The 24653-nt window shown below is 47.5% G+C and carries 18 protein-coding genes; 13 read left to right on the forward strand and 5 right to left on the reverse strand.

Translation table 11 applies throughout. From position 1 onward, the window contains the following. Positions 1-154 precede the first annotated feature (154 nt). The 6 genes from ABEW34_RS27775 (at position 155) to ABEW34_RS27800 (ending at position 5535) form a co-directional block, all read left to right on the forward strand. Positions 155-649 (forward strand): NUDIX hydrolase, encoded by a 495-nt coding sequence (locus ABEW34_RS27775; protein WP_430163768.1) that lies wholly within the window; start codon positions 155-157, stop codon positions 647-649. A gap of 125 nt (positions 650-774) precedes the next feature. Further along, on the forward strand, positions 775-1155 hold the full coding sequence (locus tag ABEW34_RS27780; protein ID WP_430163771.1) for a VOC family protein: 381 nt from the start codon (positions 775-777) through the stop codon (positions 1153-1155). Positions 1156-1165: 10 nt separating this feature from the next. Beyond that, the gene (locus ABEW34_RS27785) at positions 1166-1567 is read left to right on the forward strand and encodes an oxidoreductase (protein ID WP_430163773.1); all 402 of its coding nucleotides are present in this window, start codon (positions 1166-1168) and stop codon (positions 1565-1567) included. Positions 1568-1769: 202 nt separating this feature from the next. Further along, positions 1770-2141, forward strand: coding sequence for a hypothetical protein (locus ABEW34_RS27790; protein ID WP_430163807.1), 372 nt, complete (start codon positions 1770-1772; stop codon positions 2139-2141). Positions 2142-2513: 372 nt separating this feature from the next. Then, positions 2514-3731 carry a glycoside hydrolase family 5 protein gene (locus ABEW34_RS27795; protein WP_430163775.1) on the forward strand — a complete coding sequence of 406 codons (1218 nt, stop codon included), beginning with the start codon at positions 2514-2516 and terminating at the stop codon, positions 3729-3731. Between the two features lie 316 nt (positions 3732-4047). Next, entirely contained in the window at positions 4048-5535 is a 1488-nt protein-coding gene (locus ABEW34_RS27800; RefSeq protein ID WP_430163777.1) for an RtcB family protein, read from the forward strand. 183 nt (positions 5536-5718) lie between these two features. Here the strand turns inward: ABEW34_RS27800 and ABEW34_RS27805 are convergent, their stop codons facing one another. Beyond that, a complete protein-coding gene (locus tag ABEW34_RS27805) occupies positions 5719-7617 on the reverse strand; it encodes an acyltransferase family protein (protein WP_430163780.1) in 1899 nt (632 codons plus the stop codon). 248 nt (positions 7618-7865) lie between these two features. Here ABEW34_RS27805 and ABEW34_RS27810 point away from each other — a divergent pair, with 248 nt between their 5' ends. Beyond that, positions 7866-9011, forward strand: a complete 1146-nt coding sequence (locus ABEW34_RS27810; RefSeq protein WP_430163783.1) for a WD40/YVTN/BNR-like repeat-containing protein — start codon at positions 7866-7868, stop codon at positions 9009-9011. A 279-nt stretch (positions 9012-9290) separates the two neighbouring features. Beyond that, complete coding sequence (locus ABEW34_RS27815; RefSeq protein WP_430163785.1) at positions 9291-14384, forward strand: S-layer homology domain-containing protein; 5094 nt, start codon at positions 9291-9293, stop codon at positions 14382-14384. A gap of 89 nt (positions 14385-14473) precedes the next feature. Here the strand turns inward: ABEW34_RS27815 and ABEW34_RS27820 are convergent, their stop codons facing one another. After that, positions 14474-14893, reverse strand: coding sequence for a DUF4395 domain-containing protein (locus ABEW34_RS27820; RefSeq protein ID WP_430163809.1), 420 nt, complete (start codon positions 14891-14893; stop codon positions 14474-14476). 401 nt (positions 14894-15294) lie between these two features. Here ABEW34_RS27820 and ABEW34_RS27825 point away from each other — a divergent pair, with 401 nt between their 5' ends. The 3 genes from ABEW34_RS27825 to ABEW34_RS27835 all read left to right on the forward strand — a co-directional run bounded on the left by ABEW34_RS27825 (position 15295) and on the right by ABEW34_RS27835 (position 20486). After that, positions 15295-15879 (forward strand): TetR/AcrR family transcriptional regulator, encoded by a 585-nt coding sequence (locus tag ABEW34_RS27825; RefSeq protein ID WP_430163788.1) that lies wholly within the window; start codon positions 15295-15297, stop codon positions 15877-15879. A 126-nt stretch (positions 15880-16005) separates the two neighbouring features. Next, on the forward strand, positions 16006-18096 hold the full coding sequence (locus ABEW34_RS27830) for a YhgE/Pip family protein (protein ID WP_430163791.1): 2091 nt from the start codon (positions 16006-16008) through the stop codon (positions 18094-18096). Between the two features lie 464 nt (positions 18097-18560). Continuing rightward, positions 18561-20486: an LTA synthase family protein gene (locus tag ABEW34_RS27835; protein ID WP_430163794.1), complete on the forward strand. Its 1926-nt coding sequence runs from the start codon at positions 18561-18563 to the stop codon at positions 20484-20486. Positions 20487-20682: 196 nt separating this feature from the next. On the opposite strand, the gene ABEW34_RS27840 is transcribed toward ABEW34_RS27835, so the two are convergent. The 3 genes from ABEW34_RS27840 to ABEW34_RS27850 all read right to left on the reverse strand — a co-directional run bounded on the left by ABEW34_RS27840 (position 20683) and on the right by ABEW34_RS27850 (position 22533). Beyond that, positions 20683-21168 carry a hypothetical protein gene (locus tag ABEW34_RS27840; RefSeq protein ID WP_430163797.1) on the reverse strand — a complete coding sequence of 162 codons (486 nt, stop codon included), beginning with the start codon at positions 21166-21168 and terminating at the stop codon, positions 20683-20685. 48 nt (positions 21169-21216) lie between these two features. After that, positions 21217-21405 carry a hypothetical protein gene (locus tag ABEW34_RS27845; protein WP_156182362.1) on the reverse strand — a complete coding sequence of 63 codons (189 nt, stop codon included), beginning with the start codon at positions 21403-21405 and terminating at the stop codon, positions 21217-21219. A 327-nt stretch (positions 21406-21732) separates the two neighbouring features. Continuing rightward, positions 21733-22533, reverse strand: a complete 801-nt coding sequence (locus tag ABEW34_RS27850) for a PaaX family transcriptional regulator C-terminal domain-containing protein (RefSeq protein ID WP_430163800.1) — start codon at positions 22531-22533, stop codon at positions 21733-21735. Positions 22534-22645: 112 nt separating this feature from the next. Between ABEW34_RS27850 and ABEW34_RS27855 the strand changes: the two genes are divergently transcribed. Beyond that, positions 22646-23335 (forward strand): metal-dependent hydrolase, encoded by a 690-nt coding sequence (locus ABEW34_RS27855; RefSeq protein ID WP_430163803.1) that lies wholly within the window; start codon positions 22646-22648, stop codon positions 23333-23335. Positions 23336-23621: 286 nt separating this feature from the next. Continuing rightward, a complete protein-coding gene (locus ABEW34_RS27860) occupies positions 23622-24284 on the forward strand; it encodes an AEC family transporter (protein WP_430163805.1) in 663 nt (220 codons plus the stop codon). Positions 24285-24653: the final 369 nt, after the last annotated feature.

Genomic DNA, 24653 nt, shown 5'->3' on the forward strand with positions numbered 1-24653 from the left:
CTGCTTCGTTCCGTTTGCTTGACGTACCCCCGGTACGCCTTCACAAACGCGCCTTGCATGAAACGAAAATTCGGCAAAATTTGCTGTCCTCAGAGTTCTCAGACACGCCCTAGAATCGGAATAATATTAAATATGGAGTAGAGGTGACAATTGTATGTTCTACGTTAATGCAAGAGCATTTATTGAGAGAAAACGTAATAATGGTATTGAAATTATTGTCCAAGTTCGTAATAAGAAAAATGAAGAAGCTATAGAACTGCCTGGTGGAAGATTGGAACTCTATGAGTCTATATTAGATGGATTAAAACGAGAGGTATTAGAAGAAACAGGCTTGATCGTTACAGAAGTAGAAGGCAGCGAAAAGCGTATTGACACGGCTGGCATTAATTCTGAATTTGAAGTGGAATGTTTAGAACCTTATTGTGTGTATCAGACCATTAAGGGACCCGTTGACTCAATAGGAATGTACTTTATTTGTAGAGCAGAGGGTCAATTATTATCTGAAGGAGATGAAACTCTACATATTCGATGGGAAGCTATTGATGATATCTATCAACTAATGAAAAAAGACCCGCTAAAATTTTCAGATGTCGATCGAGCAGGACTGAAATATTATTTAAAACATAAGTTTGGAAAGCCATTTGAATAAGACAGCTTTTCTTAACGCTGTATTCGTGCTTCGGCCGCGGATATTCTCCTCAAATCAGTCGACTGATTTCTATGATGAATTATGCAAGATATTACCGAAAAGGTTTAAGGAGAGGACAGAAATAGATGTCGACTAAGGGTTTTACGCACTGTCTTCAAATTTTTCCAAGCTCCGATATGAATAAGACAACAGCCTTTTATGAATTACTTGGATTTAGAGCCGTTCGTTATCTTGATTCAGAGGAACCGCATATTTGTTTATACAGGGATCAAATAGAGATCGTGTTAACAAAATCGGCTTTGCAAAATATTGCACCTAATCGAGAAATTCATGGTTATGGATATGATGCTTATTTTATTACAAATAACCAAGTGGAAATGGAAAATGAGCTTAAAACATTAGGAGTTACGATCGTTCGACCTTTGTCAACGACGGACTATAACAATAAGGAATTTGTATTTGAGGATATTGATAGAAGATGGATTGCTGTTGGGAACAAACAGTAAGGAGTACGCAATGGATAAGAAGATTCGAGCCGGTTATTCAAAAAAGCTTTCTGACAATGAACAAGTAATTGATGGCAGATCACTCTATCAAATGCTCAAAAAACATGATATGGTTCCAGCTCTAGGATGGGGAAGCGAAGAGAATCAGAGACGAATGATAGATTATTTTCTGCTGAAAAAACAACATGAATATATGTATTCAAGATATCCCATATTAGTCTGCCCTTGGTGCGGGGATGAAGAGTGCGGCTTTATCTCTGTTAGAATTGAAAGGGAAGATGACTTTGTTGTATGGGAAGATTTTAGAATAGAACCTGACAATAAACATATTCAGCTAGGGCCTTATTACTTCAAGTGGGAAAGCTATGAGAAAGCCATTCATGAAACTTTTGGGACTGCAGGCATTCAATAAGATTGTGTTTAGAAGAAACGGCAAAATATAAATTTGACGGAGAGCGCACATGAAGGTATTTAGAAAAAAGTTAATCCCAATTATTGTACATCATCGTTTGTTCATAGGTGTTGTTATCGAAAGGTCATATGATGTCGTGTTTCAACCGTTAATCGATGAGCTGTCACTTAGGGATTTTTAAATAATAAGGAAGGTGATTATGATGTGCAGATACGCCATGTATGGACCCTATAAAGATATTTATGCTTGTTTTAGCTGCAGAAAAGTATTCAAGCAAACATCCAATTACGAGTTGGACAAAGCTGAAAAAGCGAATAGAGAATATAGATGTCCGCAATGCAGCGATATCATGAAGGATATGGGGCATGATTTTCAAGCTCCGAAAAAAGACGATAGTAAGCAATGGATGAAAGTCGAGCTTTTATATCGTAATGGCTTTACTTATCATTCTTGCGGCTGCGGTGGTCCAGGTTATAGACCCGCAGCCTTATCCGAAGTGGAACAATTTTTGGAGAAAAATAGGGTGTTTAAGTCCGCTGGAGAAGCGTTATTAAATCATTTAACGATGAAGTGACCATGCGTTTTTAACCGTTACATAATCAAAACCATATATCCAAAAAAGCAGAAAGCCTTGTCATACAGGGGCTTTCTGCTTTTTGGTTTATAGGAGGACTTTGCTTGAAGACTCATTTTCGAATCGACGGCCTTGTAACAATAAAGATGAAAAAAGAATACATATCCTTATTTTCCAATAATATGTTATGTACTGCGGCATAGACGATGGTTTCCTTTGGTTGATCATGCCTGCAAGAGTCAATCCTTAATTACAACGCAAGCTGGACTGATGAAGAAGGGAGGGCGGGGATTTTTATAACGTTGACTATGAATAATTATGGTATCTGTCCTGCTTGTTGCGCGACCAAATAACATTAGCGGAGGTTTAGACATGCTCGCAAAAATGAAGAAATACGGCGTTTGCAGTTTAGCTTTTGTCCTGCTGACTACAATGATTTTTACGGGATGGAGTGCTCAGGCATCGGCAGCAACACCCATTACATCCGATTTCAGGTCATTGCAGGCTTCGCAAATCGTTTCCGAAATGGGAGCAGGATGGAACTTGGGCAATCAGCTTGAGGCGACGGTGAACGGTACACCAAGCGAGACAGCCTGGGGCAATCCTGTTATTACTGCAGCGCTAATACAAAAGGTAAAGGCAGCAGGCTTCAAGACGATTCGCATCCCCGTCTCCTACTTGAATCATATTGGAAGCGCTCCCAACTACACGATTAATACCGCATGGCTGGATCGAGTAAAAACGGTTGTTGACTATGCCTACAATGAAGGTCTATATGTTGTTATTAATATTCATGGCGATGGCTTTAATTCCATCCAGGGTGGCTGGTTGCTGGTAAACAGCGGTAATCAGGCAGCCATCAAGGCGAAATACGAACGTGTTTGGCAGCAAATTGCCAACAAGTTTATCAACTATGACGAGCGGCTTATTTTCGAATCGATGAATGAAGTGTTTGACGGTACTTACGGGAATCCGAATTCTGCATATTACGCTAATCTTAATGCATACAATCAAATTTTCGTGGATACAGTCCGGAAGACCGGGGGCAATAACAGTGCCAGATGGCTGCTGATTCCAGGCTGGAATACGAATATTGACTATACCGTTGGCAATTATGGCTTCGTCCTCCCAACGGACACGTACAGATCCTCTACAATCCCTATTTCGGAGAAAAGGATCATGATTTCGGTGCACTATTATTCCCCTTGGGATTTTGCAGGCGAGGAAAACGGCAATATCACGCAATGGGGTGCCACTGCCACGAATCCTTCCAAAAAGTCTACTTGGGGACAGGAGGATTACCTGAACGCACAGCTAAGTTCCGTGTATAATAAGTTTGTGACTCAAGGCTACCCTGCTGTGATTGGCGAATTTGGCTCGATTGATAAAACCGCATATGATTCCACAAACAATGCGTACCGCGCAGCATTCGCCAAAGCCGTTACTTCAACCGCCAAGACATACAAGATGGTTCCTGTATACTGGGACAACGGCCATAATGGCCAGCACGGATTTGCATTGTTCAATCGTTCCAACAACACCGTAACACAGCAAGGCATTATTAATGCAATTATGCAAGGCATCCAATAATCGCTCATTGAACTTCATCGGTGAAATTGGCGTGTTCCTTGCAAAAGGAGCGCGTCGTTTTTTTTAAAACAGCAGTATGCTATGAATGAAAGAGAGCAGCTGAACGCTATTATGGACGATATAACCTTTTAACCGTTAAAATGGAAAGTGTACTTATCATACGGCTTTGATTATTCAGTATCCTATGCTCCAATTGTATATCGAGCAAATATAATAAATCAACAATGAAAGGGTGAGCAGCCATGTTATGCATTTCTGTCGAAAACATTCAAACGCTCAATCATAAAAATAAACGAACGAAAAGGATGGTTCTTGATTGAAAATTAAAAATAGCAGTAATGTTCCTGTAAGATTTTTCGTAAATGACAATATTAAGCTTGAAAAAAATGCATTGGCAGAGCTGGATCAGCTCCTAACGGTGAATGAATCGGTCGAAATGCTGAAGCAGCAGACCGGCTATTTTTCCAATGCGGACGCCAAGATCGAAGAAGTTGCGATTACGCCGGATTTCCATAAAGGAAGCGGCATCCCGATTGGCACAACCCTCCTGACCAAAGGCTTCGTCATTCCCCAAGCTGTAGGCAACGATATTAACTGCGGCATGCGGCTGTACACGACCTCGCTTCAGGAGGACGACATTCGTTCTAATCTCAAGAAAATCGAAGCCGACATTCGCCATATTTTCTTCGAAGGCGGCCGTAACATCCCGATGACAAGGTCGCAGCGCGAAGCGATTTTCAAAGAAGGCTTAATGGGTGTTTTGGCATCGCATCAAGGGAGCAGTCGCCAGGGACTGTGGGATTTTTATGATGAGAGGCAGCAAGAGCAAGACCTTGCCAGAGTCAATCGTTCTGGCTCGTTCATTGCTGGCGGTGTAGACGGACTCGACAGCTTTCTGGGCAGCTCAGAGCTTTCCTATGATAGCCAAATTGGCTCCATTGGCGGCGGGAACCATTTTGTCGAGATACAAAAGGTAGTAAATATCCGCAATCCTGCCTTGGCTAATGAGTGGAACATTAAGCACGGCCAAGTGGTTGTGATGATTCACACAGGCTCCGTATCCATTGGACATCATGCAGGTGTAAATATAAAGGAAATGCTGAAAGACATTTATCCAGCATCATTAAAGCATCCGAGCAATGGCATCTATGTGCTGCCGCAATCAGAGCGGTATGCGCTGCAATGGAAGCGTTATTGGAACCTTCTTCATAATGCTGCTAATTTTGCTTTTGCGAATCGCTTGTTTTTGGGGCTCATGCTGCAAAAAGCATTGCATCAAAGCTTGAAATCGTTCGATTATCAATTACTGTACGATGCGCCGCATAATTTTGTTTGGGAAGAAACGATCGATGGCAGCGCAGGTTTTATCCACCGCAAGGGTGCCTGTACTGCAAAGTCGGCAGAACAAATGATGAATACGCCTTTCCAATATACGGGGGAGCCTGTATTCATCCCGGGATCAATGGGTGCAAAAAGCTATATCCTTGCAGGACTCGGCAATCGGGATAGTCTGTTCAGTGCCAGCCACGGTGCGGGCAGAAGTCTTTCCCGAGGCGACTCAATCAAGGTGGATGATGCTTTATTTCGTGAATTTATTGCCAAGTTTAATGTGGTCACGCCGATTGATCCGAACCGCAACGATATTAAGTCGCGGCCGGATATTTTGAAGAAATGGGAAGAGGAACTAAAGAAAGAAGCTCCTTATGCCTACAAGGATATCAATGCCATTATTGAATCCCATGAGGAGCACGGCATGGCGCAAGTCGTAGCCGAGGTTGAACCGATTTTAACGATAAAAGGTTAGTCAACCGCTTAAAAGCATGGCAGCTCCAACGGTACGCCTAATCGTATAAAGAATATCGAAAACAATAGCTTTGAGTCAAAAAAAATCGCCTGTCAAATGTCTTATGACAATGACAAGCGGTTTTTAATGTTACAAGATGTTACGAGGCGTTACAAGATGTTGCATGTGCTGCAAATCCAAGCTTTAAACAGTCCGAGCAATCAGCGCAGCCAGCACTTTTGCCCCTTTTGCCGTCAGATGAACACCATCCTCTGAAAAATAGTCGTCTTTTCCTGAGCTGGCAGCGTGCCAGTCAACGAGAACCATATTCTTGTTATCTCTAGTTGCTTTGGCTAGAGCATCGTTGACAATTTGCTCCCAAGGCCTCGGAACCCTCGTGTTCACCAATATAATTTTTTTATGGTCCTTTAGCAGCTCAGAAATTCGCGCGAGCTGCTTGCTTGCAAAAGCGCCATTCGTTCCCAGCTCCAGAATAACGGTGTCGCCAAGCTTGCCGTTCTTCTGGAGCTGCTCAAGGATGGGTGGAGCTTGGGACATTTGTCGGCCAATTTGACCGTCTACCGCTATGCCCGGAACGAGTTTTTCCAAAGTGCTCTGAATGTCGAGCATGACGGAATCGCCAATTGCGGTTACCTTCGATTCTGCTTGTGGAGGCTGCTCCTCATGCTCAGGCGCCCGCTTGCCTCCGTTCTCACCCGACTCGCTCGGTGCAACGCCCGTACCAGCCCCAGAGCTCCCTTGCCCAGCGGGCTCCGTTCCCGGAGCATCAGCGTTCCCAGCGGCATCATTACCCGACGCCTGAACATGTGAGATCGGCTTATTGCTCCAGACCGACGCTAACCAATCCATTCGGAGCGCATATGACATCGTGACGACTAAGCAGACACTGAAAAAAGCGATAAAGGCTCTTCGATAGGAATGGGCCGCGATCCAGCCGGGGAACTGCTTGCACAGCTTTCTAATGCTCCCCTTGCGAAGGGGCTGCTCAACATATTTATAGGATACGGTTGCAAGCACAAGCATCAACACAACTTGCAAGCTTAGGTGCATAACCGAAACTTCACCCGTATCAACAGCCGGACTCGTCAAAATAACGACCGGATAATGCCATAAATATAGCCCGTAAGAGCGAACGCCGATAAACCGAAGCGGCGGAATCGAAAGCAAACGGCCAATTCGGCTGGCTGGATGCGCCGCTGTCATAATAAGCAGCATGGATACAAAGGACAGCAGCAGCATGCCCCCTAGATATAAGAAGGGCTGATACTCATTTGTATACCAAAAAGCAAGCAGCGAGATAAGCAGCGCCGCTCCGCCGGTGATATCAAGCGTAAGCTTCGCTTCACTCGATACGCGTGGTTTGAGCTTATGAAAAGGCCATATTAGAGCGAGCGCTGCTCCGATGAGCAGGCCGAACATGCGCGTGTCTGTTCCATAATAAACACGGCTCGGATCGCCGTCAGGCTGGTAAAGCCATGCCATTGCAGCAGCCGACAATAGTGCCAGTGCAAGTATGCCCAGCAGCAGCGCACGGCGCCGTTTCAAAAAACGAAGACCTGCTAAGAGCATAAGCGGCCACACCAAATAAAACTGTTCTTCTACAGCAAGCGACCATAAATGGCCGAGTGGCGAGGCGGGGCCAAAGCTTTCGAAATAAGAAACATTATGTAAAATAAGCCACCAATTGCTCACATATAACAGCACGCCTGGTAAGTCGGTTAAAAAGGGGGACCAATGCGGATAAGAAAACAGCAGGGTCGCTGCCCCGGTGACCGCAATCATAAACAGCATGCCGGGAAGCAATCTTTTTGCACGACGAATCCAAAAAGCTTTCAAATCTATTTTTCCATGCTGCTCTAGCTCATGCATTAATATACTAGTAATCAAATAACCGGATAGGACAAAAAAGATGCCTACACCGAGCAGTCCGCCCGGCATCCATCCGGGATGAAGATGATACACAATAACCGCGATTACGGCGATTGCTCTAATTCCGTCAAGCCCAGCCCTGTACGTTTTGTTTCCTGATTGCTCGTCTGCATTTCGTGCCATATGTCCTTGTGACTGCCTGCTGTTGTCCATTTTGCCTCTTACCTGCCTATGTCTAATTTTGTTGCACAACATTTGAATCGAATGAGGGCTGTAACCTTTATTATCATAATGATTATAAAAAAATGCAAAGGATAAAAAGTTACAAATCAGGTATTGAAATTGTGATCTTTTACCATGCAACTATTTGGACGTAAGATTCGTTTTGGTGGATGAAGGGTATTAAGAAGACAGAATCATAATGTTTATTACACCATCTACGAAGCAGGAGGACATTCATAATGAAAACATCCACACGATCGATCTCCAAAGGAAAAAGCATGATGGCAGCAGCGGCTATAGCGATTGGCCTGGCAACGATATTGCCGACAGCGCAAGCTGCGGATCAGGCAGCAGGTCAGGAGTTGTTCGGCGGCAAGCCAGCAGGCGACAGCGCCTTCCATTTTAGCGATATCCAATTTTTAAATGCAACGACGGGAAGGGCGGCCGGAAATGGCTTTCTAATCGGGACATCCGATTCAGGCTCCCATTGGCAGTCGATTTATAAAGGAACGTGGCAGTTTGCACAGCTCGACTTCATCTCCAATACGACGGGTTGGGCGTTAGCTAAATCTGCGAGCAATGGGCCGAATGCTTTACTGTATACGACGGATGGCGGAAGCAAATTTACGAAGCTGCCTACAGGCAAGCTTCAGCTGCAGCGTATTCATTTTATAGATAAAAATAATGGCTTTGGTTATACGAATGCCTTTGCCTATAAAACGAAGGATGGCGGGAAAAGCTGGGCGAAAATCGCAACCCCGGCTAACACGCGCTATGCGGAGTTTGTGAATGACAAGCAAGGCTGGGCGCTAGTCATCCTGCCGGGACTTGGCTATAACTTGTCGAGAACGACGGACGGAGGCGTGACGTGGACAACATCCCTCCATGTGAAAGCGGATGAGCTGAGCGGCGGCAAAATCGTTGCTGATGGCACTCAAGTATGGGCGCAATTTAATGGCGGAGCTGGCATGTCGCAGCAATCCTATTCGGTGTACGCTTCAGCTAACAACGGTGCCAGCTGGCGCAAAGTCATTAGCCAAAGCACAGCGGGCGGCGGCAATGCGCCTGGCGAAGCAAAGGGACTCGTGTCTCAAGGGCCGGCATCCCCAGGCGGACATCCGAGCGACCTTGAGCTTGTGGGTGGAACAGCGATTTTGAGCGCATATTCCCCAGCGGCGCAGCGCATTGGAATTGGACGTTCCTCCAATGGCGGGCAAACCTGGTTTGCGCCGTCCGATACGGTCGGTTATGCCAATACGATCTCGTTTACGAGCACCTATGTCGGGTTTATGGCGGACACGAGCCTGAATTCCCCAGCGATCTACAGCACAGTGGACGGTGGGAAAAGCTGGTATACGAAGCTTGAAATTCCGACTAAGCCATAAGCAGCAATAGAGCCTATTAGCATTTGCAAAATGGCGAATTTCATAACACAGCCGCTTGCCGAACAGGATCATCAGGCAGCGCCCGTTTAGACAAACAAACCTCTTGGCAAATCGCCAAGAGGTTATTTTTTTGTGCTTCTCTTGGTGCGCAGCTTCCAATTCAAACATAAATTTACACATTTTCAGCATAAATCTGTATTCAACAACTTATGAAAACGCTTTATTATTTGTGAAGAACGTGAACACGCATGCCAATAAAAACAAGGAGGTTCGACTTTCATGGTTTTTTTGCGCAATAAGCTTTTACGAGATGTCATAGCAAGCACGATGGTGCTGTTGCTGTGCTTCTCTGTTGTGTCCCCGGTGTTTGCAGCGGATGAGCATACAATTTATACAAATGCAGAGGCTGCTGTATCAGAAGCTCCAGTATCAGAAACGGCTGACCCAACTGCTGCGGCAGTGCCTGATGGTCTTCTGCTTCACTACAACTTTGATGAAACAGCAGGCAGCACGGTGAAAGACCGCTCTTTGAACGGACATGACGGCTTATTGGCAGGAGGAGCGGCCTTCACGGCAGATGGCAAAATAAATGGAGCCATTGAATTAAATGGAACGGATGGTTATGTTAAGCTGCCCGATGGCTTGCTTTCATCCACCCATGATATGACCATCGCCACTTGGGTAAAGGCGGACAGCTTGGGAACGTGGGCGAGAGTGTTTGATTTTGGCACCAGTACGACAAATTGGATGTTTCTGACTTTGAAAAATCATGCGGGTGTGGCTCATTTCGCGGCACTACCGCAAGGGAACGGGGAAAATGCTTTGGCTGGCCCGGCTTTTCCGGCCGTAAGCTCCTGGCAGCATGTAGCGGTTGTCATTTCCGGCAACACGTATACGATGTTTATCAACGGCATTCAAGTGGCCACCGTAAGCAATATGCAAAATGATCCCTCCGAGCTTGGCTTTACGACGAGCAATTATATTGGCAAATCCCAATTTGCGGCTGATCCTTATTTTGACGGCAAAATCGACGATTTCCGCATCTATGACCGCGCCTTATCGGCAAGCGAGCTTGTCTCTCTTGTTGGAGAGGCGCTAAGCGATATCGAAATCATTGCTTATGATAAAAACTGGCTGGAGCTGGGGGATACGACGCAGCAGACGAAGGATTTGACACTTCCCGCGGCAGGTCCTGGGGGAACGGCTATTACTTGGGCTTCTTCTGATCCGGCAACGGTGAGCGCAGAGGGGAAGGTAACGCGTCCGGAAGCGGGCCAAGGCGATAAGACGGTCATCCTTACAGCGACGATTGCGAAAGGGGCGGAGCAGGATACAAAATCCTTTACCATCGTAGTATGGGAGCTGGATTCAGCATCCTACACCTTGAATATTAACGGAAGAGAGGCAGCTCATGAGGTGAGCCCGACGTTATACGGCATTTTTTATGAAGATATCAACTATGCGGCGGACGGCGGATTATACGGGGAAATGGTGCAAAATCGCTCCTTCGAATTCGGCACCTCTTTGTATGCTTGGAGCAAAACCGCTTATGGCGGCGCTGCGGGCGAGCTGACGACCGCAACGGATAGAGCGCTGAACGCCGGCAATCCGCGATTCGCACGCCTGACGATTACGAATGCGGGAAGTGCTGCCGGGGCAGGTGCTGGGTTAGCGAATGCGGGTTATTCCGGCCTAGCTGTAGCAAGCGGCGAAACTTATCATTTCAGCGTGTATGCACGGAGCGCAAACCCTTTGACAAAACCGTTAGTGGCACAGCTTAGAGGACAAGATGACGCGGTTTATGGCTCCTGCGAGGTGACAGGCCTTACAGCTGATTGGCAGAAGCTTGGATGTGCGATTCAAACGAATGCCGCCAGCACGAACGCCAAGCTCGTCGTTATCGGCACGGAGCGGGCGGTCATCGATTTGGATATGGTGTCGCTGTTCCCGGAGAAGACGTGGCAAAATCGCACAAACGGGCTGCGCTATGATCTAGCCGAAATGCTGGACCATTTAAATCCGGGCTTTCTCCGTTTTCCGGGCGGCTGCATCGTGGAAGGCGGTTCTCTTGAAAACCGCTACAGATGGAAAAATACAATCGGCGACGTAGCGGAGCGCCAAGTCCAGCGCAATCAATGGGCGGCCAATTATTATCAATCGTTTGGCCTCGGCTTCCATGAATATTTCCAGCTGTCTGAGGATATTGGCGCCGAGCCTTTGCCGATTATTTTTATCGGTCAGGTGTCCTGTCACGGCAATCCCCCGAAAGTGCCGATGAACGAGCTTGTCCCTTATATTCAAGACGCGCTTGATCTCATTGAATACGCGAATGGAACGGTTGATTCTACTTGGGGGGCCGTGCGTGCTGCTAACGGTCATCCTGAGCCTTTTAATATGAAATATCTTGGCGTTGGCAATGAATTGTGGGGCCAGGATTATTTGGACCGGTATGAAGTGTTTTATGATGCGATAAAAGCTAAATATCCCGATATTCAGTTGGTGCTGAGCGCAGGCGCTTTTCCGGAAGATTCGATGTTCCATTATGCCTATGATTGGCTTGGAAGCAACGGCAATAAAGCGGATTTGGTCGATGAGCATATGTATCAAAGCCCGCAATGGTTTTACAATAATGTCAATCGGTATGACCATTACAGCCGCAGCGGGCCGAAGGTTTTTGTAGGCGAATATGCAGCGCATGGAACGGGCAAAAAAAACAATATGGAAAGCGCCCTTGCCGAAGCGGCGTTTATGACGGGGCTTGAGCGCAATTCGGACGTGGTAGCGATGTCTTCGTTCGCGCCATTGTTCGCAAGGCAAGGCAACACGCAGTGGACGACCGATTTAATCTGGTTTGACAACAGCCAGGCGTACGGGACACCGAACTATTACGTGCAGCAGCTGTTCAGCCGCCATATCGGCCAGCAGCTAATGCCGTCCCAGCTTCAGAAAAATAAAAGCTATAGCAGCAGCACCGTCCAAGGCTCGATTGCATTCGGCGCTTGGAACACAGGTGTAGAGTATGATGATGTAACGGTTACGGCTAAGGACGGCACGATTTTGCTGCAAAATGATTTCAGCGATCCGACGGCGCTTTCACAGTGGAGCAGCTTCAAGGGCGCATGGTCCATTGACAGCGGCGTGCTGAAGCAAACCTCCACCAGTACAACGGATGCGCGGCTTCTATTGAAGGATGGCCAGCAATGGAGCAATTACACGCTGCAATTGAAAGCGAAGAAGACGGAAGGGTCCGAAGGATTCCTGATCGGGTTTGGCGCCAAGGATACCGACAACTATTATTGGTGGAATCTTGGCGGCTGGTCGAATACGTTGACTGTAATTGAGCAGGCGGTTGGCGGCACCAAGTCAAACATCAGCAATTCCTTGAACAGCGGAGTTGAAGCCAATCGCTGGTATGATATTAAAATTGAATTGCAGGGCTCGCTCATTCGCTGTTATTTGGATGGCGTGTTGGTGCATGAGGTGGACCGGGACCCTGGCCCGCTTTACAGCGTGACGACGAAGGATGAGAAGACAGGTGATCTAATCGTCAAAGTCGTGAATATTGGCGGCAGCGAGCAAACCTCAAGCGTAAATGTGGATGCTGATTATATCGACAGCAGCGCTACCGTGCTGGAGCTGAAAGCGGCATCGGCTGCGGCGGAAAACTCTTTTGCCACACCGGAAAATGTAAGGCCTGAGGTAAAGGAGGTTGCCGGATTAGGCCAATCCTTTACTTATGATTTTCCCGCCTATTCGGTCACTGTATTAAGACTGAGAACAGTGTCTGGAGCAGCCATAACAGCGATTCATCCTGTACAGGTTAAGGCTGCTGTTGGCGCGCTACCGCTGCTTCCAGCCTCCGTTTCCGTCAGCAAGAGCGACGGCAGCGAGCAGCATGCAAACGTGCAATGGGGAAAAATAGATGAGGAGCAAATGAGCAAAACAGGCCTTTTCAAAGTAAAAGGCGAGGTGGCCGGCACCTACTTGACGGCGGAGGCAATCGTCCTTGTTGCGGAAGAGGACGAAGGCCCAACCCCTACGCCGACACCGCAGCCGTCTGCAAGTGCGACGCCAGAGCCGACGCCAAGCAGTACAACGCCGCAGCCAACGCCAAGTGCGACACCATCGCCGGGCGGGACGCCGCAGCCAACTGCGAGTCCGGTACCGACGCCAAGCGCAACACTGAATCCGACAGCTAGCCCATCGGGCGGTTCGAGCTCATCGCAGCCTACTCCCTCCCCAATAGAAACGGGAGGCGGCAAGCAGCTGGTGGAGGTGGATGAAAAAACGGTGACGGCCGCGCTGGAAAGCGCCATTGATGGCAAAATCAAACTGAAAATCAATTCAAATGCAGAGGCAAATGAATGGTTAGTGAAAATCCCACTCACGCGAGTATTGGAAGCTGGAAGCACAGAGAAAGCCAAGTGGCTCGAAATTGATGCAGGCTTTGCCATCGTAACGTTATCCTTGAAATGGCTTGAAAATAATAAAAGCACAGCGCCAAAAAACTTGCTCCTAACGATAACGAAAGCGGATATTTCCAAGCTTCCTGCAGAGACGCAGCAGCAATTGACTGGTGCAGTCGCTTATGACTTTCAGCTGGAAGTGGATGGGGTGAAGGTCAGCGATTTTGATGGGCGAGAGGATATCGTTGCAGCTATTCCATATTCCTTGCAGCTTGGTGAAAATCCGCATCAAGTCATTATTTGCTATATCACGGATAGCGGAGCGCTGGAAGCTGTGAAAAATAGCAAATATGATTCGATAAGCGGCAGCGTGGTGTTTAAGCCCAAGCATTTCAGCAAATATGCTGTCGTGTACAAGAAAGTCGGCTTCAAGGATGTAACGAAAGCATGGCAGCAGCAAGCGATTGGTGCATTGGCTGCCCGCGATATCGTCAGCGGGACGGGCGGAGGACAATTTAAACCGGAAGCTGTCGTGACGAGAGCGGAATTTATCGCCATGCTGATGAACGGACTGGATTTGACGGAGGCGAATGCTCTAACACCGCTGAGCGATGTCCAGCAAGGCGCATGGTACTATGATGCCGTTGCCACAGCCTATAAACTCGGGATCGTTAAAGGGAAATCAGACGGCAGCTTTGGTGTGCACGACAAAATCACAAGACAAGATATGGCGGTCATGACCTATCAGGCAACGAAATATGCGGAGCTCGAGTTAGCAGAGGAAGCAGCAGCCCCATTTTCAGACCAGCATGCTATTTCGGTATACGCCAAAAAAGGTGTTGCTGCCATGCAAGCGGCTGGAATCGTGAACGGCATGGGCCAACATGAATTTGCTCCTCAGGCCAAGGCAACACGGGCACAGGCAGCAGTAATGATCTATAAGCTTTTGAGCTTGCAAGGCGAATAACTAAAAAAAGGATCTCCTTTCCCTGCTGGATTGCAGTTAGAATGGAGATTCTTTTTTATTGGAGCTTTTATTACTGCTTGCAGTGGATGCTAAAAGCCGCCTATTTTCCGGCCAGCGCGAAATTGCTTGTACCAAAAATAAACGGTGCAGCCGATGCAATAACCTACCAAGGCGGCGCTGGCGGCTAGCAGCAGCATAACGGAGAATGCGTACGCTGCAATGTACCAGCCAAACGCTGCGGCTGCGAGCGCCAACGTAAGGAAGAGCACGGCCAGCATATTGTTGAATCGCTGCAGCTCAGCCGCTTGCGTCTCCGTGCCAGTCTCTTTTATAAACAGCTTCGCGATCCGCACGAAAAGATTGAGCTTCCCCGCGGAAGCAAGTCCGACCACTTGAATCATCCATAATATCCCCAATAACAAAGGCTGATTGAAGAAAAAGGAGAGAAGAACAAAAGCAACGATTCCAACCTGGTTCACTTTTACATAACGCATCGGCACTTCACGCATCACCGTTCACCTCTAATTCCAATTTATTTACTTGGTATTATTGTATGCCGTAGTTGAAATTTGAGCAACACAAATATTTTGTATCGTCGTCTAAAGGAAACAAGCTTTAAACCGGGCTATAAAGGTGCTATATTTTAGCTATTAATGATAATGATCGATACGTTCGATTATGCCTCGCCCTTGGGACCTCTGGGTAAGCTTACAGATGCGCTGTTTCAGAAACGGCGAAAAGGCACAAGAAATAATGCTAGTAATGAGGCTTGAAAAAAAGATTTTACTTTTGTATTGCTGTGTGTTAAATTAACTTATGACCAATTGACCGGATATGAATTTTAGTCAATTTTGATCATTAAGCCGATCAATAGATAGTTGTAACGCTTGTTGCAAGGGAGGTTATGGGGATGGCGGTTGATCGCAAAACATTGATTTTGGAAGCGGCGGCACAGTCGTTTGCACAGTTTGGCTATAAAGCGACGACGATGGATCTCGTTTCGAAAATCGCAAATGTAGGCAAAGGGACGATTTACACCTTTTTCAAGACGAAGGAAGAGCTGTTTGAGGAAATTCTCGGCAAAGCGTTTGCAGAGCTGCAAAGCATTATGTGCGAGGGGACGAAGCAGGACGCGGCTTTTAGCGACAATTTGTTTAATGTGCTTGATTCGATTCTCGATTTCCGCTCTGACCATGAGCTGGCCGTGAAGCTTTCGCAGGAGGTTCGAGACATTGGAACGGTGCAGGCGCTTGAAGGCATTCGCCGAATGGAACAGTTTGCGCTGGACTTTCTGAAGCAGCAGCTTGAACGGGCGATTGACAATGGCGAGGTGAAGCCTTGCAATCCGGCGATTGCCGCATTTATGATTTTTCGGCTGTACATTGGATTGACGTCCGATTGGAATAAGCTGAGTGCACCGCTGAGCAAGGATGAGATTAAGCAAAATATGCTTTCCTTTATCGCATATGGCATTGTCGCCGATCCGGTAAAGTAATGGGCAAAGTCAAAGCAAGACGGCGATGCCTATTTTTTTGGGAGGAATTGACCAATATACCGAAATGGTCATTGGTTCAACATATAAGCAGCATAGATCAGCATATTGAAAAAGGACGTGTTCGCGATGGGGGTATTTCAAGTGTTTTGGAAGGAAATCAAGCTGCTCGGCAAGAAGCCGATGGTGCTGCTGACGTTAGCGGGTGTTGCCCTGCTTCCAATGTTGTACAGCAGTTTTCTTGTAGAAGGCTCATGGGACCCTTACGGACAGACGAGCAAGCTGCCGGTAGCGGTTGTTAATCTTGACCAAGGGGCAGACTATGAGGGCAAGCAGCTGCATATTGGCGAGGATTTCGTCGATGAACTGGGGAAAAATACTGACTTTAGCTGGTCATTCGTTACGCAGGATCAGGCAAAGACCGGCATGAGCAATAATCATTATTATATGACGATTACGATTCCTGAGCATTTTTCGCAGGATGCTTCGACGCTGACAGAGGCCAAGCCGAAGCAGGCGGAAATTATTTTTGAACCGAATAGCGATTATAACTTTGTAGGTGCACAAATCGGCAGCAGCGCAATGAAAGAGCTAAAGTCGAAGCTGTCCGTGCAAATAACAGAAGCCTATACGCGCAGCATGTTTGAGCAAATCGATAAAATTTCCGATGGGCTTGGAAAAGCAGGCTCAGGTGCAACAGAGCTTCAAGATGGAGCCGGCAAGCTAGGCGACGGCATTACGACGCTGAAAACGAATTTAAACAAGCTGGCGAGCGGCACAGCGGACGTTCAGGTAGGGGTGAAGCAGCTCGCGAGTGGCGCGGGCGACCTTGCCAAAGGCGCAGGCGCGCTGAAGTCGGGAACCGCGACTTTGTCGAGCGGGCTCAGTGAGCTGTCTGCGGCGGCTGACAAGCTCGGCGCTGGAGCAAGCAGCGCGCAGGCTGGCGCTGCTAAGCTTGAAGCTGGCTTGCAAGCGTCAAGCGAAGGAAGCGGGAAGCTGTCCGCTGGCCTGACGGCTTCGGAGAAGGCCAGCGCACAGGTTGCGGCCGGCGCAAGCCAGGTCGCTGACGGTTTGGCGCAGCTGGCGGCGAGCAGCCCGGAGCTGCAAAGCAATGAGCAGCTGGCAAAGCTGCTGGCGGCTAGCCGCCAGGTGGCGTCCGGCAGCGAGCAGCTGCATGACGGACAGAAGCAATTGCTGACGGGCAGCATGGAGCTTGCGAAAGGGCAGAAGCAGCTGCTTGATGGTGCAGCTAAGCTTAGCAGCGGACAGCAGGAGCTGGCTCAAGGGCTGAACACCTTCAGCACCAAAATGAAGGAAGCTGCGGCAGGCGGCCAGAAAACGGCAGAAGGTGCTTCAAGCCTTCAAGCTGGTGCTGCAAAGCTTCAAGCCGGACTTGTCCAGCTGAACGGCGGCGTTAGCGAATTGGCCGACGGCTCGAAAAAACTTGATGATGGCGCGGGCAAGCTTGCAGACGGTTCTGTGAAGCTTGTTGACGGATCGGGCGAACTCGCGAGCCAATTAAATGAAGCGGCTAGTAAATCGTCAGAAGTGCAATCAGGAGACAGCACGGTCAGCATGTTCGCCGCTCCTGTGAAGGTGACGGAAAACACCGATCATAAGCTAAGCCATTATGGGCTGGGCATTACGCCTTATTTCCTATCACTGGCGCTGTTTATGGGAGCACTCGTGTTTACTACCGTGTTCTCTTTGAGAGAGTCTGGCATTGCCAGTGCTACACCTATGCAGCGTTTTGTCAGCCGGACGCTGACGTTTACGATGGTCAGTCTCGTGCAGTCGGTCATTGCCGATATGGTTCTGCTTTACGGCCTCAAGCTCGAAGTTCATAGCAAGCCATTATTTTTCCTATTCACGATTATTACAAGCTTGACCTTTACATGGATTGTCCAAATGCTCGTCACATGGCTTGACAACCCGGGCCGCTTTGCCGTCATCGTGCTGATGATCTTGCAACTGACTTCAAGTGCAGGAACGTTTCCGCTGGAGATGCTGCCGGACTGGATGCAGAAGGTGAACCCTTGGCTGCCAATGACACACAGCATTATCGGGTTCAAAGCGATTGTAGCAAGCGGAGATTATGCGGTTATGCGCGGGCAAATGTTGATTTTAGGCATCTTTGCGATTATTGCGCTCGCCTTGTCCTTCCTGTATTTTTATCGCCAGACTGGCAAAAATGAAGAAATACAAGCCATTACGGCTTAACAAAGCAGCAGGATGTAGGAAGCGGAAAAATCGGAAGGAACCTCCTCTTTCATTCAACGTTCAAATGCGTTAATATAATCTTAACAATTATCCTTCAGAAAGCGGCCATCACGCGTTGATGGCTTCTTTTTTTTAATATAAGCATTTATAAGTTTCACCCTTATAATCGGCTTATATTTCACCGCGAAACGGAAACTTTACCGCCAGAGGATGGCTGACAGCCGTTTACGCTTGAAATATAGGAAAGGATATTCTAACGCAATCCTTTCTCTATATTTCTCGGAGTGAAACGCGCCGCGCCGCCAAAGGGAGGCGACAGCCGTTTCACCTTGAAATATAGGAAAGGATGTCGTACCCGATCCTTTCTCTATATTTCTCGGAGTGAAACGCGCCGCGCCGCCAGAGGGAGGCGACAGCCGTTTCACCTTGATCATATTAACGTGGAATGAGAGTGAGTGAGGCTTATGCAACAACAGATGTTTGGGGAAAATAAGCAGCGGTCGCCTTTTTTGCTTGTTTATGCAGCGCTGCTGATCAAGCTGGCGTTATTTCGCTATTTTATTTTTGATACGATTGCAATGAGAGATGTGGCGATGGACGGCCTAGGCTTGCTAGGCGTGCTATTGTTATTCGAGCTGCTTGCCCCAGGCAAGCGCAAAGGCGCTCTTTTTTTATTCGTTAATGCGGTGCTGTCACTGCTGTTGTTTGCCTCGACGGTTTATTTTGACTATTACGGCTCAGTGCCGACGTACAATGTGCTTAAATCGATCAATCAAGTCGGTCAAGTACGGGCAAGTGTTCAGTCGTTAATTCAACCTGTCTATTTCACTTATTTTCTGGATGTGGCGATTTGGCTGGCGGTGTATGCGGTAAGGCGCTTTCGGGCGCGGAAAGTGTATGAATATAAACGTATGGGACGAGTGTCGGTGCTGCTCGTCGTGCTAATCGTCAGTACCTCATTTCTCAGCCATCAGGTTTATATGGATCAGACGATTGCAAATGAGCTGGAGCGGGCGAAAAATCTCGGTTTTATCGGTTTTCAAGCATCTGCCGCCTGGCAGGCCGGCACGGAAGCCATCGAGACAGAAACCGGCAGTCTGTCAGAAACGATTGCTGAAATTAATCAGCTGCAAGCGAGCTATCCTTATGCGGAAGCTGGATCAAATAAGGATGCGAAAGGCAAGCAAGCAGCGAAGCAGCCAGTCCAATTTGGTAAGGCAGCAGGTAAAAATCTCATTGTGCTGCAATTGGAAGCTTTCCAAAACTTCCCGATTCATCTTAAGGTGGATGGTCAGGAAATTACGCCTACTCTCAATCAGCTTGCGGATGAGGGCTATTATTTTCCTCATGTGTATCAGCAAATCGGTCAGGGCAATACGTCGGATGCCGAATTTATGTCGAATACGTCGATTTATCCGGTTGGAAGCGAAGCGATGTCCAAGGGCTACGGGGACCGGGCGTTTCCAAGCCTACCGAAGCTATTGCAGGAGCAAGGCTATGATACAGCAACCTTCCATATTAATAATGTGACATTCTGGGATCGCGATAAGCTGTATCCGGCGCTTGGTTTTGATGCTTATTATGATAAGCCTTATTATACGGATGACCATTTTAATGATTTTGGCGCGTCGGATGAGGAGCTTTATCGGGTCGGGGTGCAAAAGCTTGCTGAGATGAAGCAGCCGTTTTATGCGCAGTTCGTTACAGCTTCCAGCCACTTTCCGTTTAAAGTGCCAGCTGACCGTGTAACGCTAACGCTGCCGGAATCGCTTGCAGGCACTCAACTGGGCGACTATTTGACGGCGATTCATTATACCGATTATGCCATCGGCACATTGATTAGCAAGCTTAAGGAGCAGGGGGTGTGGGACAATACGGTGCTCGTTATGTATGGCGACCACTTCGGTCTGCAGCCTGACAAAATCGATCCAGAGCAATTTAAGACGGAGCTTGGCATGACGTATGATGCGCAGCTCAGCCGCTTTAACATTCCGTTTATCGTACATGTGCCCGGCGGCGCCAGGGGCGGCAAAGGGCAGGTAGTGGAGCAGGTCGGCGGACAGCTGGATATGATGCCGACGATTGCTAATTTGCTTGGTCTTCAGCCGGAGGAATCGGGCGCTACGCTGTTTGGCCATGATCTGCTGAACATTGATCGGAACGTGCTCGGGATGCGTTATTATTTGCCGAGCGGATCTTTTTTCAACAATGATATTTTGTTCGTTCCCGGCAAAGGCTTTGAGGATGGCACTGCTGTATCGCTCGATACGATGGAGCCGGTTACGAATTTTGAGCAATACCGCAGCGATTATGATTATATTATGAAGCTCATGAGTCTATCTGATAAATACGTGCGAATGCTGCCAAAGCGCGAGCCTGAGGCGTATTGATAAAACGAAAAAGCACCTCCAGCGCTGCGCTGTATTGCCGCAGCTGGAGGTGCTTTTTTTAAAAATATAGGAAAGCATATCAATTCGCGATACTTTCTCTATCTTTCTTGGACTGAAACGCGCTGCGCCGAAAGAGGACGGCGGAAGCCGTTTCACCTTGGCTTTTTGAAAAAGAAACGACAGAACAGACAGGCGGCTACTCCCGCGAAAAGCCTTCTTCTTCCAAATACTCGACAGCCTCTTCGTACGTTTCGAAGGCCATCTCCAAATTCATGCCTTCGTAGATCATCCAAGTGTCTTCCTCGAACCGTACTTGAAGGGTCTGCGAATCCTCGTTAACCCATTGCTGATCGGAATTGGCCTTTTGCCTTCTGCGCTGTGCTCTCGTCAGCGGCACTTCAGGCTTGAATGATAGTGATTTGATCGCTTCGGCAATCAATGTGCGAAGCTCAGATTCATCCAAGCTGCGAATGTTGACGAGGCCCTTATCGTCCATTTCATAGCCGTCTAGCAGAGCGGCATAAACGAAGCCATTGCCGTTCGGATGCAGGTGGTAAACGACGTTTTTGCGGTCGTACACGCTGTCTGCATATTGAAAGTTAACGCGTCCGAGCGATACATCGCTGCGCTCCAGCTCGGGAAAGGACGTAATGATCTCAAGCTTTTGTTCAAAGGTTAGCATAATTTCCTCCATCGTGAATCCAGTTTATTTTAGCGTAAAGGGCGCTGGCTACAGATGCGCCTTGTTGACTTGTTCGTTGCGTACCATTTGCTCCAGCTTGTCGACGAGAGCTTGATGCTCAGGCGGCAGCTTCCGCAAGCCGAATAACCGTTTGGCTTTGTTTTGCTTCAGCGTCTTCAGCATATACAGCTTCTCCCGATAGGTGAACATGGGTACCAGCCTCCAATCCAATTGCACCGTAAGTTCCTCCATTATATAGGCTTCACCGTCAGGATGAAAGCTATAACCTGAACAATGGAGCTTTTTTGCGAGAGGCAAGGCGGCGCGAAAAATAAAGGCGTAGACTGGACTCGTTGATTTTATGCAATTTTAGGTATAGAAAATCGTCAGCTTACAAGAAATAAGTGCTAGACTAACCCTCCGTAATATCAAAAGGCAGTCTGTAGACTTGGAAAATAAAGTCGTAGACTGCCTCTTATTATTGGGGTATCGCAACCATCGAATGCTCTTTTAAAAATCACTATATTTTTCCACTTAGCTGTTCCATGTGCAAGAAGCGAACCCTTATAGAAACCGGGCAACGAATGACCTATACGGGGATAGCATAGGAATGGAATTCGCCAGCTGTCGCAGGCATTGCTGCATTTCTTGGAAGCAGACTCTTCCCAACCAATTCTTATCCAGGAGCTCCTCTGGTAGCATTGGGTCATTGAGACTTAAATCCGCTAACAATTCGCCCAATTCCAGAAAGCGGACAAACAAGGCAAGACCGTCAGAAGGTTCTCGTAACAATGGATCAATTTCCGGGGCAAACTCGGAACGAAACCATTTGATTTTCGCCCTATAAACTTCATTTAAATCATCCAAAGGCCAAACCCGCTTCACTAGCATCAGTGGCTGCTCTTGTGAGACGAAAGATCCGTTCAGTAAGGTCAAACGATCCCCTAAGTCATATTGCTTGGCGAAACGAAGCACTTCTTCAACATAATCCCATGGGGTAATATATACGCTTTTATACAACGCTCCGAATCCAAGCTGCAGCAGATCGCTACGCAAAGAGTCCCGCTTTTTGCGTTCTGATTCAGGCACCTCAAACATGACCGTTAACCATTTACCGTCCCAAGGCTTTCCAAGCAGCAGCGGTTTTTGATTTATCGTTGTGATAAAGTCCAGACCCTGCCTCGTAATTTCATATTTCGAGCGTTCCTTCGAACTTAGGTATCCTTCCTTTTTCATATGAAGAAGTGCATTCCGAACGACTTGGTGGTCGATACCTCTCGCTTCATAAATTTCGACAAGCCGTTTAACTTCGACACCTTCCGTCGAGGAGATCAGGAATAGAATTTGTTTTTCCAGTGATAACAAGGTAAAAACCTCCCAGAAAAATAAAAGTGATTGTATTGACATTCCACTAAAATAATTATAACATAAAAACCAACGATCGTAATAAAAAATGTTATAAAACGAGGGGATACATATGCAAATCTTATTCCATGGACATTCTTGCATCCAACTAATTAGCAGCTCTCATTCTATTCTCATCGATCCTTACATTGACGCCAATCCCGCTGCAGTCGTGAAAGCGAATGACATTCTCGCGCATTATATTTTGCTAACGCACGGTCATGACGATCATATCACCGATGCGGTATCCATTGCAAAACGTAATGATGCTCCGATCATCGCTGTAGAAGAACTGGCGGAATACTTGGCTTCGCAAGGAGCAAAAACTGAGCCTATGCATGTAGGCGGCGAGTGGTCTTTCGATTTCGGTCGCGTTCATCTTACTCAAGCCATTCATACTTCATCCGTACGGACTGTTGACGGACAACGGATATATGCGGGCGTTCCTGTAGGCTATGTAATCGAGATGGAAGACAAGACTATCTATCACGCCGGAGATTCGGGATTGTTCGGCGATATGAAATGGATCGGCCAACGATTCGATATCGATATTGCGTTCCTTCCCATCGGTGGCCGATTTACAATGGGACCATCCGATGCGCTGGTGGCTGCGGAGTGGATTCAGGCTCGACATGTCGTTCCTATTCATTACGGAACGTTTCCTCTTATACAGCAGGATGGTGGAAGCTTTATTGAAAGTTTGTCCCGCAAAGGAATTTCAGGTACGGTCATGGTACCTGGCGAGATGATCGAGGTCAACTGAGAGAATATCCCCGAATGGAGTGGTAACAATGTCCATCCTTTATACATTCTATCATATTATGCTTCCTATCCTGATACCAATTGGAATTGGTGCCATTCTTCATCGGCGTTTCAAGTTCGACTTGAATAGTTTTTCAAAGCTCATTATCAATTACTATGTACCTGCTTTAGCCTTCGTTAAAATATACGAAGCGGAGTTGTCAACCAAACTAATCGCGTCCGTTTTCGGATTTTTGATAATCCAATTCATAGTTATTGTCATAATCGGATATGCGGTGAGCCGGATCATGGGCTATTCCAGGCCGCTTGCCGCAAGCTTTTCCAACAGCGTTTCCTTAACAAACAATGGTAACGTAGGAATACCGATTAATGCATTAGCCTTCAAGCAAGATGCCTTGGCCATGTCGATTCAAGTCATCGTAGTCGTCTTTGAGCTCTTCGTTACGTTTACGTTCGGACTTCTTAACGCAAGTAAAGCGGTATCGGGATTAAAAGGATCGCTATTACAGTTTGCCAAAATGCCGGTTCTATACGCGATTGCAGCTGGTACGATATTGCGGTTCTGTCACATACAAATCCCTGATCCGATTCTTCTTCCGTTGGATCAAATATCAACAGGAATGTTCGCTTTCGCGCTCGTCTCGATCGGAGCCCAGATCGCTTCTTCCAAGCTGCAGCAGCATACTTCGGCCGTTCTGCTCAGCAGCATCGTGCGACTGATCATATCGCCAATCTGTGCCTATGGGTTAATCATGCTGCTGCACCTTGACGGTATTACCGCACAAGCCTTGTTTATTGCCAGCGCCATCCCGACATCACGCAACAGTGCTGCCCTCGCTCTCGAATATGGCAACGAGCCAGGTTTCGCAGCACAAGCGGTTCTTGTGTCGATGCTTCTAAGCAGCATTACGCTGACCGTTGTCGTTAATCTTGCGATGGTAATATTCTAGAAGAACCAGCAGCGCGTTTGCACCTAGGTTCCACATCTTGTCATATGCACTTTCCAGTCAAGGCAAGTCCGAATATTAATCGAAACGACGAACGGCGGCCGATCGAATGGCCGGCCGCCGCTGTGACATGATTGAACTATCGTTCCTCGTCGTATTATGAGGTCAGCCAGTTATTACTGGTTGACCACCTCGCATAACAAGCGATGTTATGGAACTATGAGCAGTGCTTAGGGGTGCCGGCAATATACATGAGAGGGTGAGTTTTTCATGAATCCAGTCATTGGCCTGGATATTTCAAAAGGTAAAAGTGATGGACAAGTTTTCTTAGACAAAGGCCAGCCCTTTGGACATCCATTTTGTTTTCAGCAT

It is taken from the genome of Paenibacillus algorifonticola (assembly GCF_050481745.1).
GTDB lineage: Bacteria > Bacillota > Bacilli > Paenibacillales > Paenibacillaceae > Pristimantibacillus > Pristimantibacillus algorifonticola_A.

What these genes read in the sequence shown, in the direction of transcription:
- ABEW34_RS27785 (WP_430163773.1), top strand. Translation starts at nt 1,166, where the DNA reads ATGGATAAGAAGATTCGAGCCGGTTATTCAAAAAAGCTTTCTGACAAT.
- ABEW34_RS27790 (WP_430163807.1), top strand. Translation starts at nt 1,770, where the DNA reads ATGTGCAGATACGCCATGTATGGACCCTATAAAGATATTTATGCTTGT.
- ABEW34_RS27855 (WP_430163803.1), top strand. Translation starts at nt 22,646, where the DNA reads ATGCAAATCTTATTCCATGGACATTCTTGCATCCAACTAATTAGCAGC.
- ABEW34_RS27795 (WP_430163775.1), top strand. Translation starts at nt 2,514, where the DNA reads ATGCTCGCAAAAATGAAGAAATACGGCGTTTGCAGTTTAGCTTTTGTC.
- ABEW34_RS27830 (WP_430163791.1), top strand. Translation starts at nt 16,006, where the DNA reads ATGGGGGTATTTCAAGTGTTTTGGAAGGAAATCAAGCTGCTCGGCAAG.
- ABEW34_RS27810 (WP_430163783.1), top strand. Translation starts at nt 7,866, where the DNA reads ATGAAAACATCCACACGATCGATCTCCAAAGGAAAAAGCATGATGGCA.
- ABEW34_RS27775 (WP_430163768.1), top strand. Translation starts at nt 155, where the DNA reads ATGTTCTACGTTAATGCAAGAGCATTTATTGAGAGAAAACGTAATAAT.
- ABEW34_RS27820 (WP_430163809.1), bottom strand. Translation starts at nt 14,893, where the DNA reads ATGCGTGAAGTGCCGATGCGTTATGTAAAAGTGAACCAGGTTGGAATC.
- ABEW34_RS27805 (WP_430163780.1), bottom strand. Translation starts at nt 7,617, where the DNA reads ATGGACAACAGCAGGCAGTCACAAGGACATATGGCACGAAATGCAGAC.
- ABEW34_RS27840 (WP_430163797.1), bottom strand. Translation starts at nt 21,168, where the DNA reads ATGCTAACCTTTGAACAAAAGCTTGAGATCATTACGTCCTTTCCCGAG.
- ABEW34_RS27860 (WP_430163805.1), top strand. Translation starts at nt 23,622, where the DNA reads ATGGGCTATTCCAGGCCGCTTGCCGCAAGCTTTTCCAACAGCGTTTCC.
- ABEW34_RS27835 (WP_430163794.1), top strand. Translation starts at nt 18,561, where the DNA reads ATGCAACAACAGATGTTTGGGGAAAATAAGCAGCGGTCGCCTTTTTTG.
- ABEW34_RS27815 (WP_430163785.1), top strand. Translation starts at nt 9,291, where the DNA reads ATGGTTTTTTTGCGCAATAAGCTTTTACGAGATGTCATAGCAAGCACG.
- ABEW34_RS27780 (WP_430163771.1), top strand. Translation starts at nt 775, where the DNA reads ATGTCGACTAAGGGTTTTACGCACTGTCTTCAAATTTTTCCAAGCTCC.
- ABEW34_RS27825 (WP_430163788.1), top strand. Translation starts at nt 15,295, where the DNA reads ATGGCGGTTGATCGCAAAACATTGATTTTGGAAGCGGCGGCACAGTCG.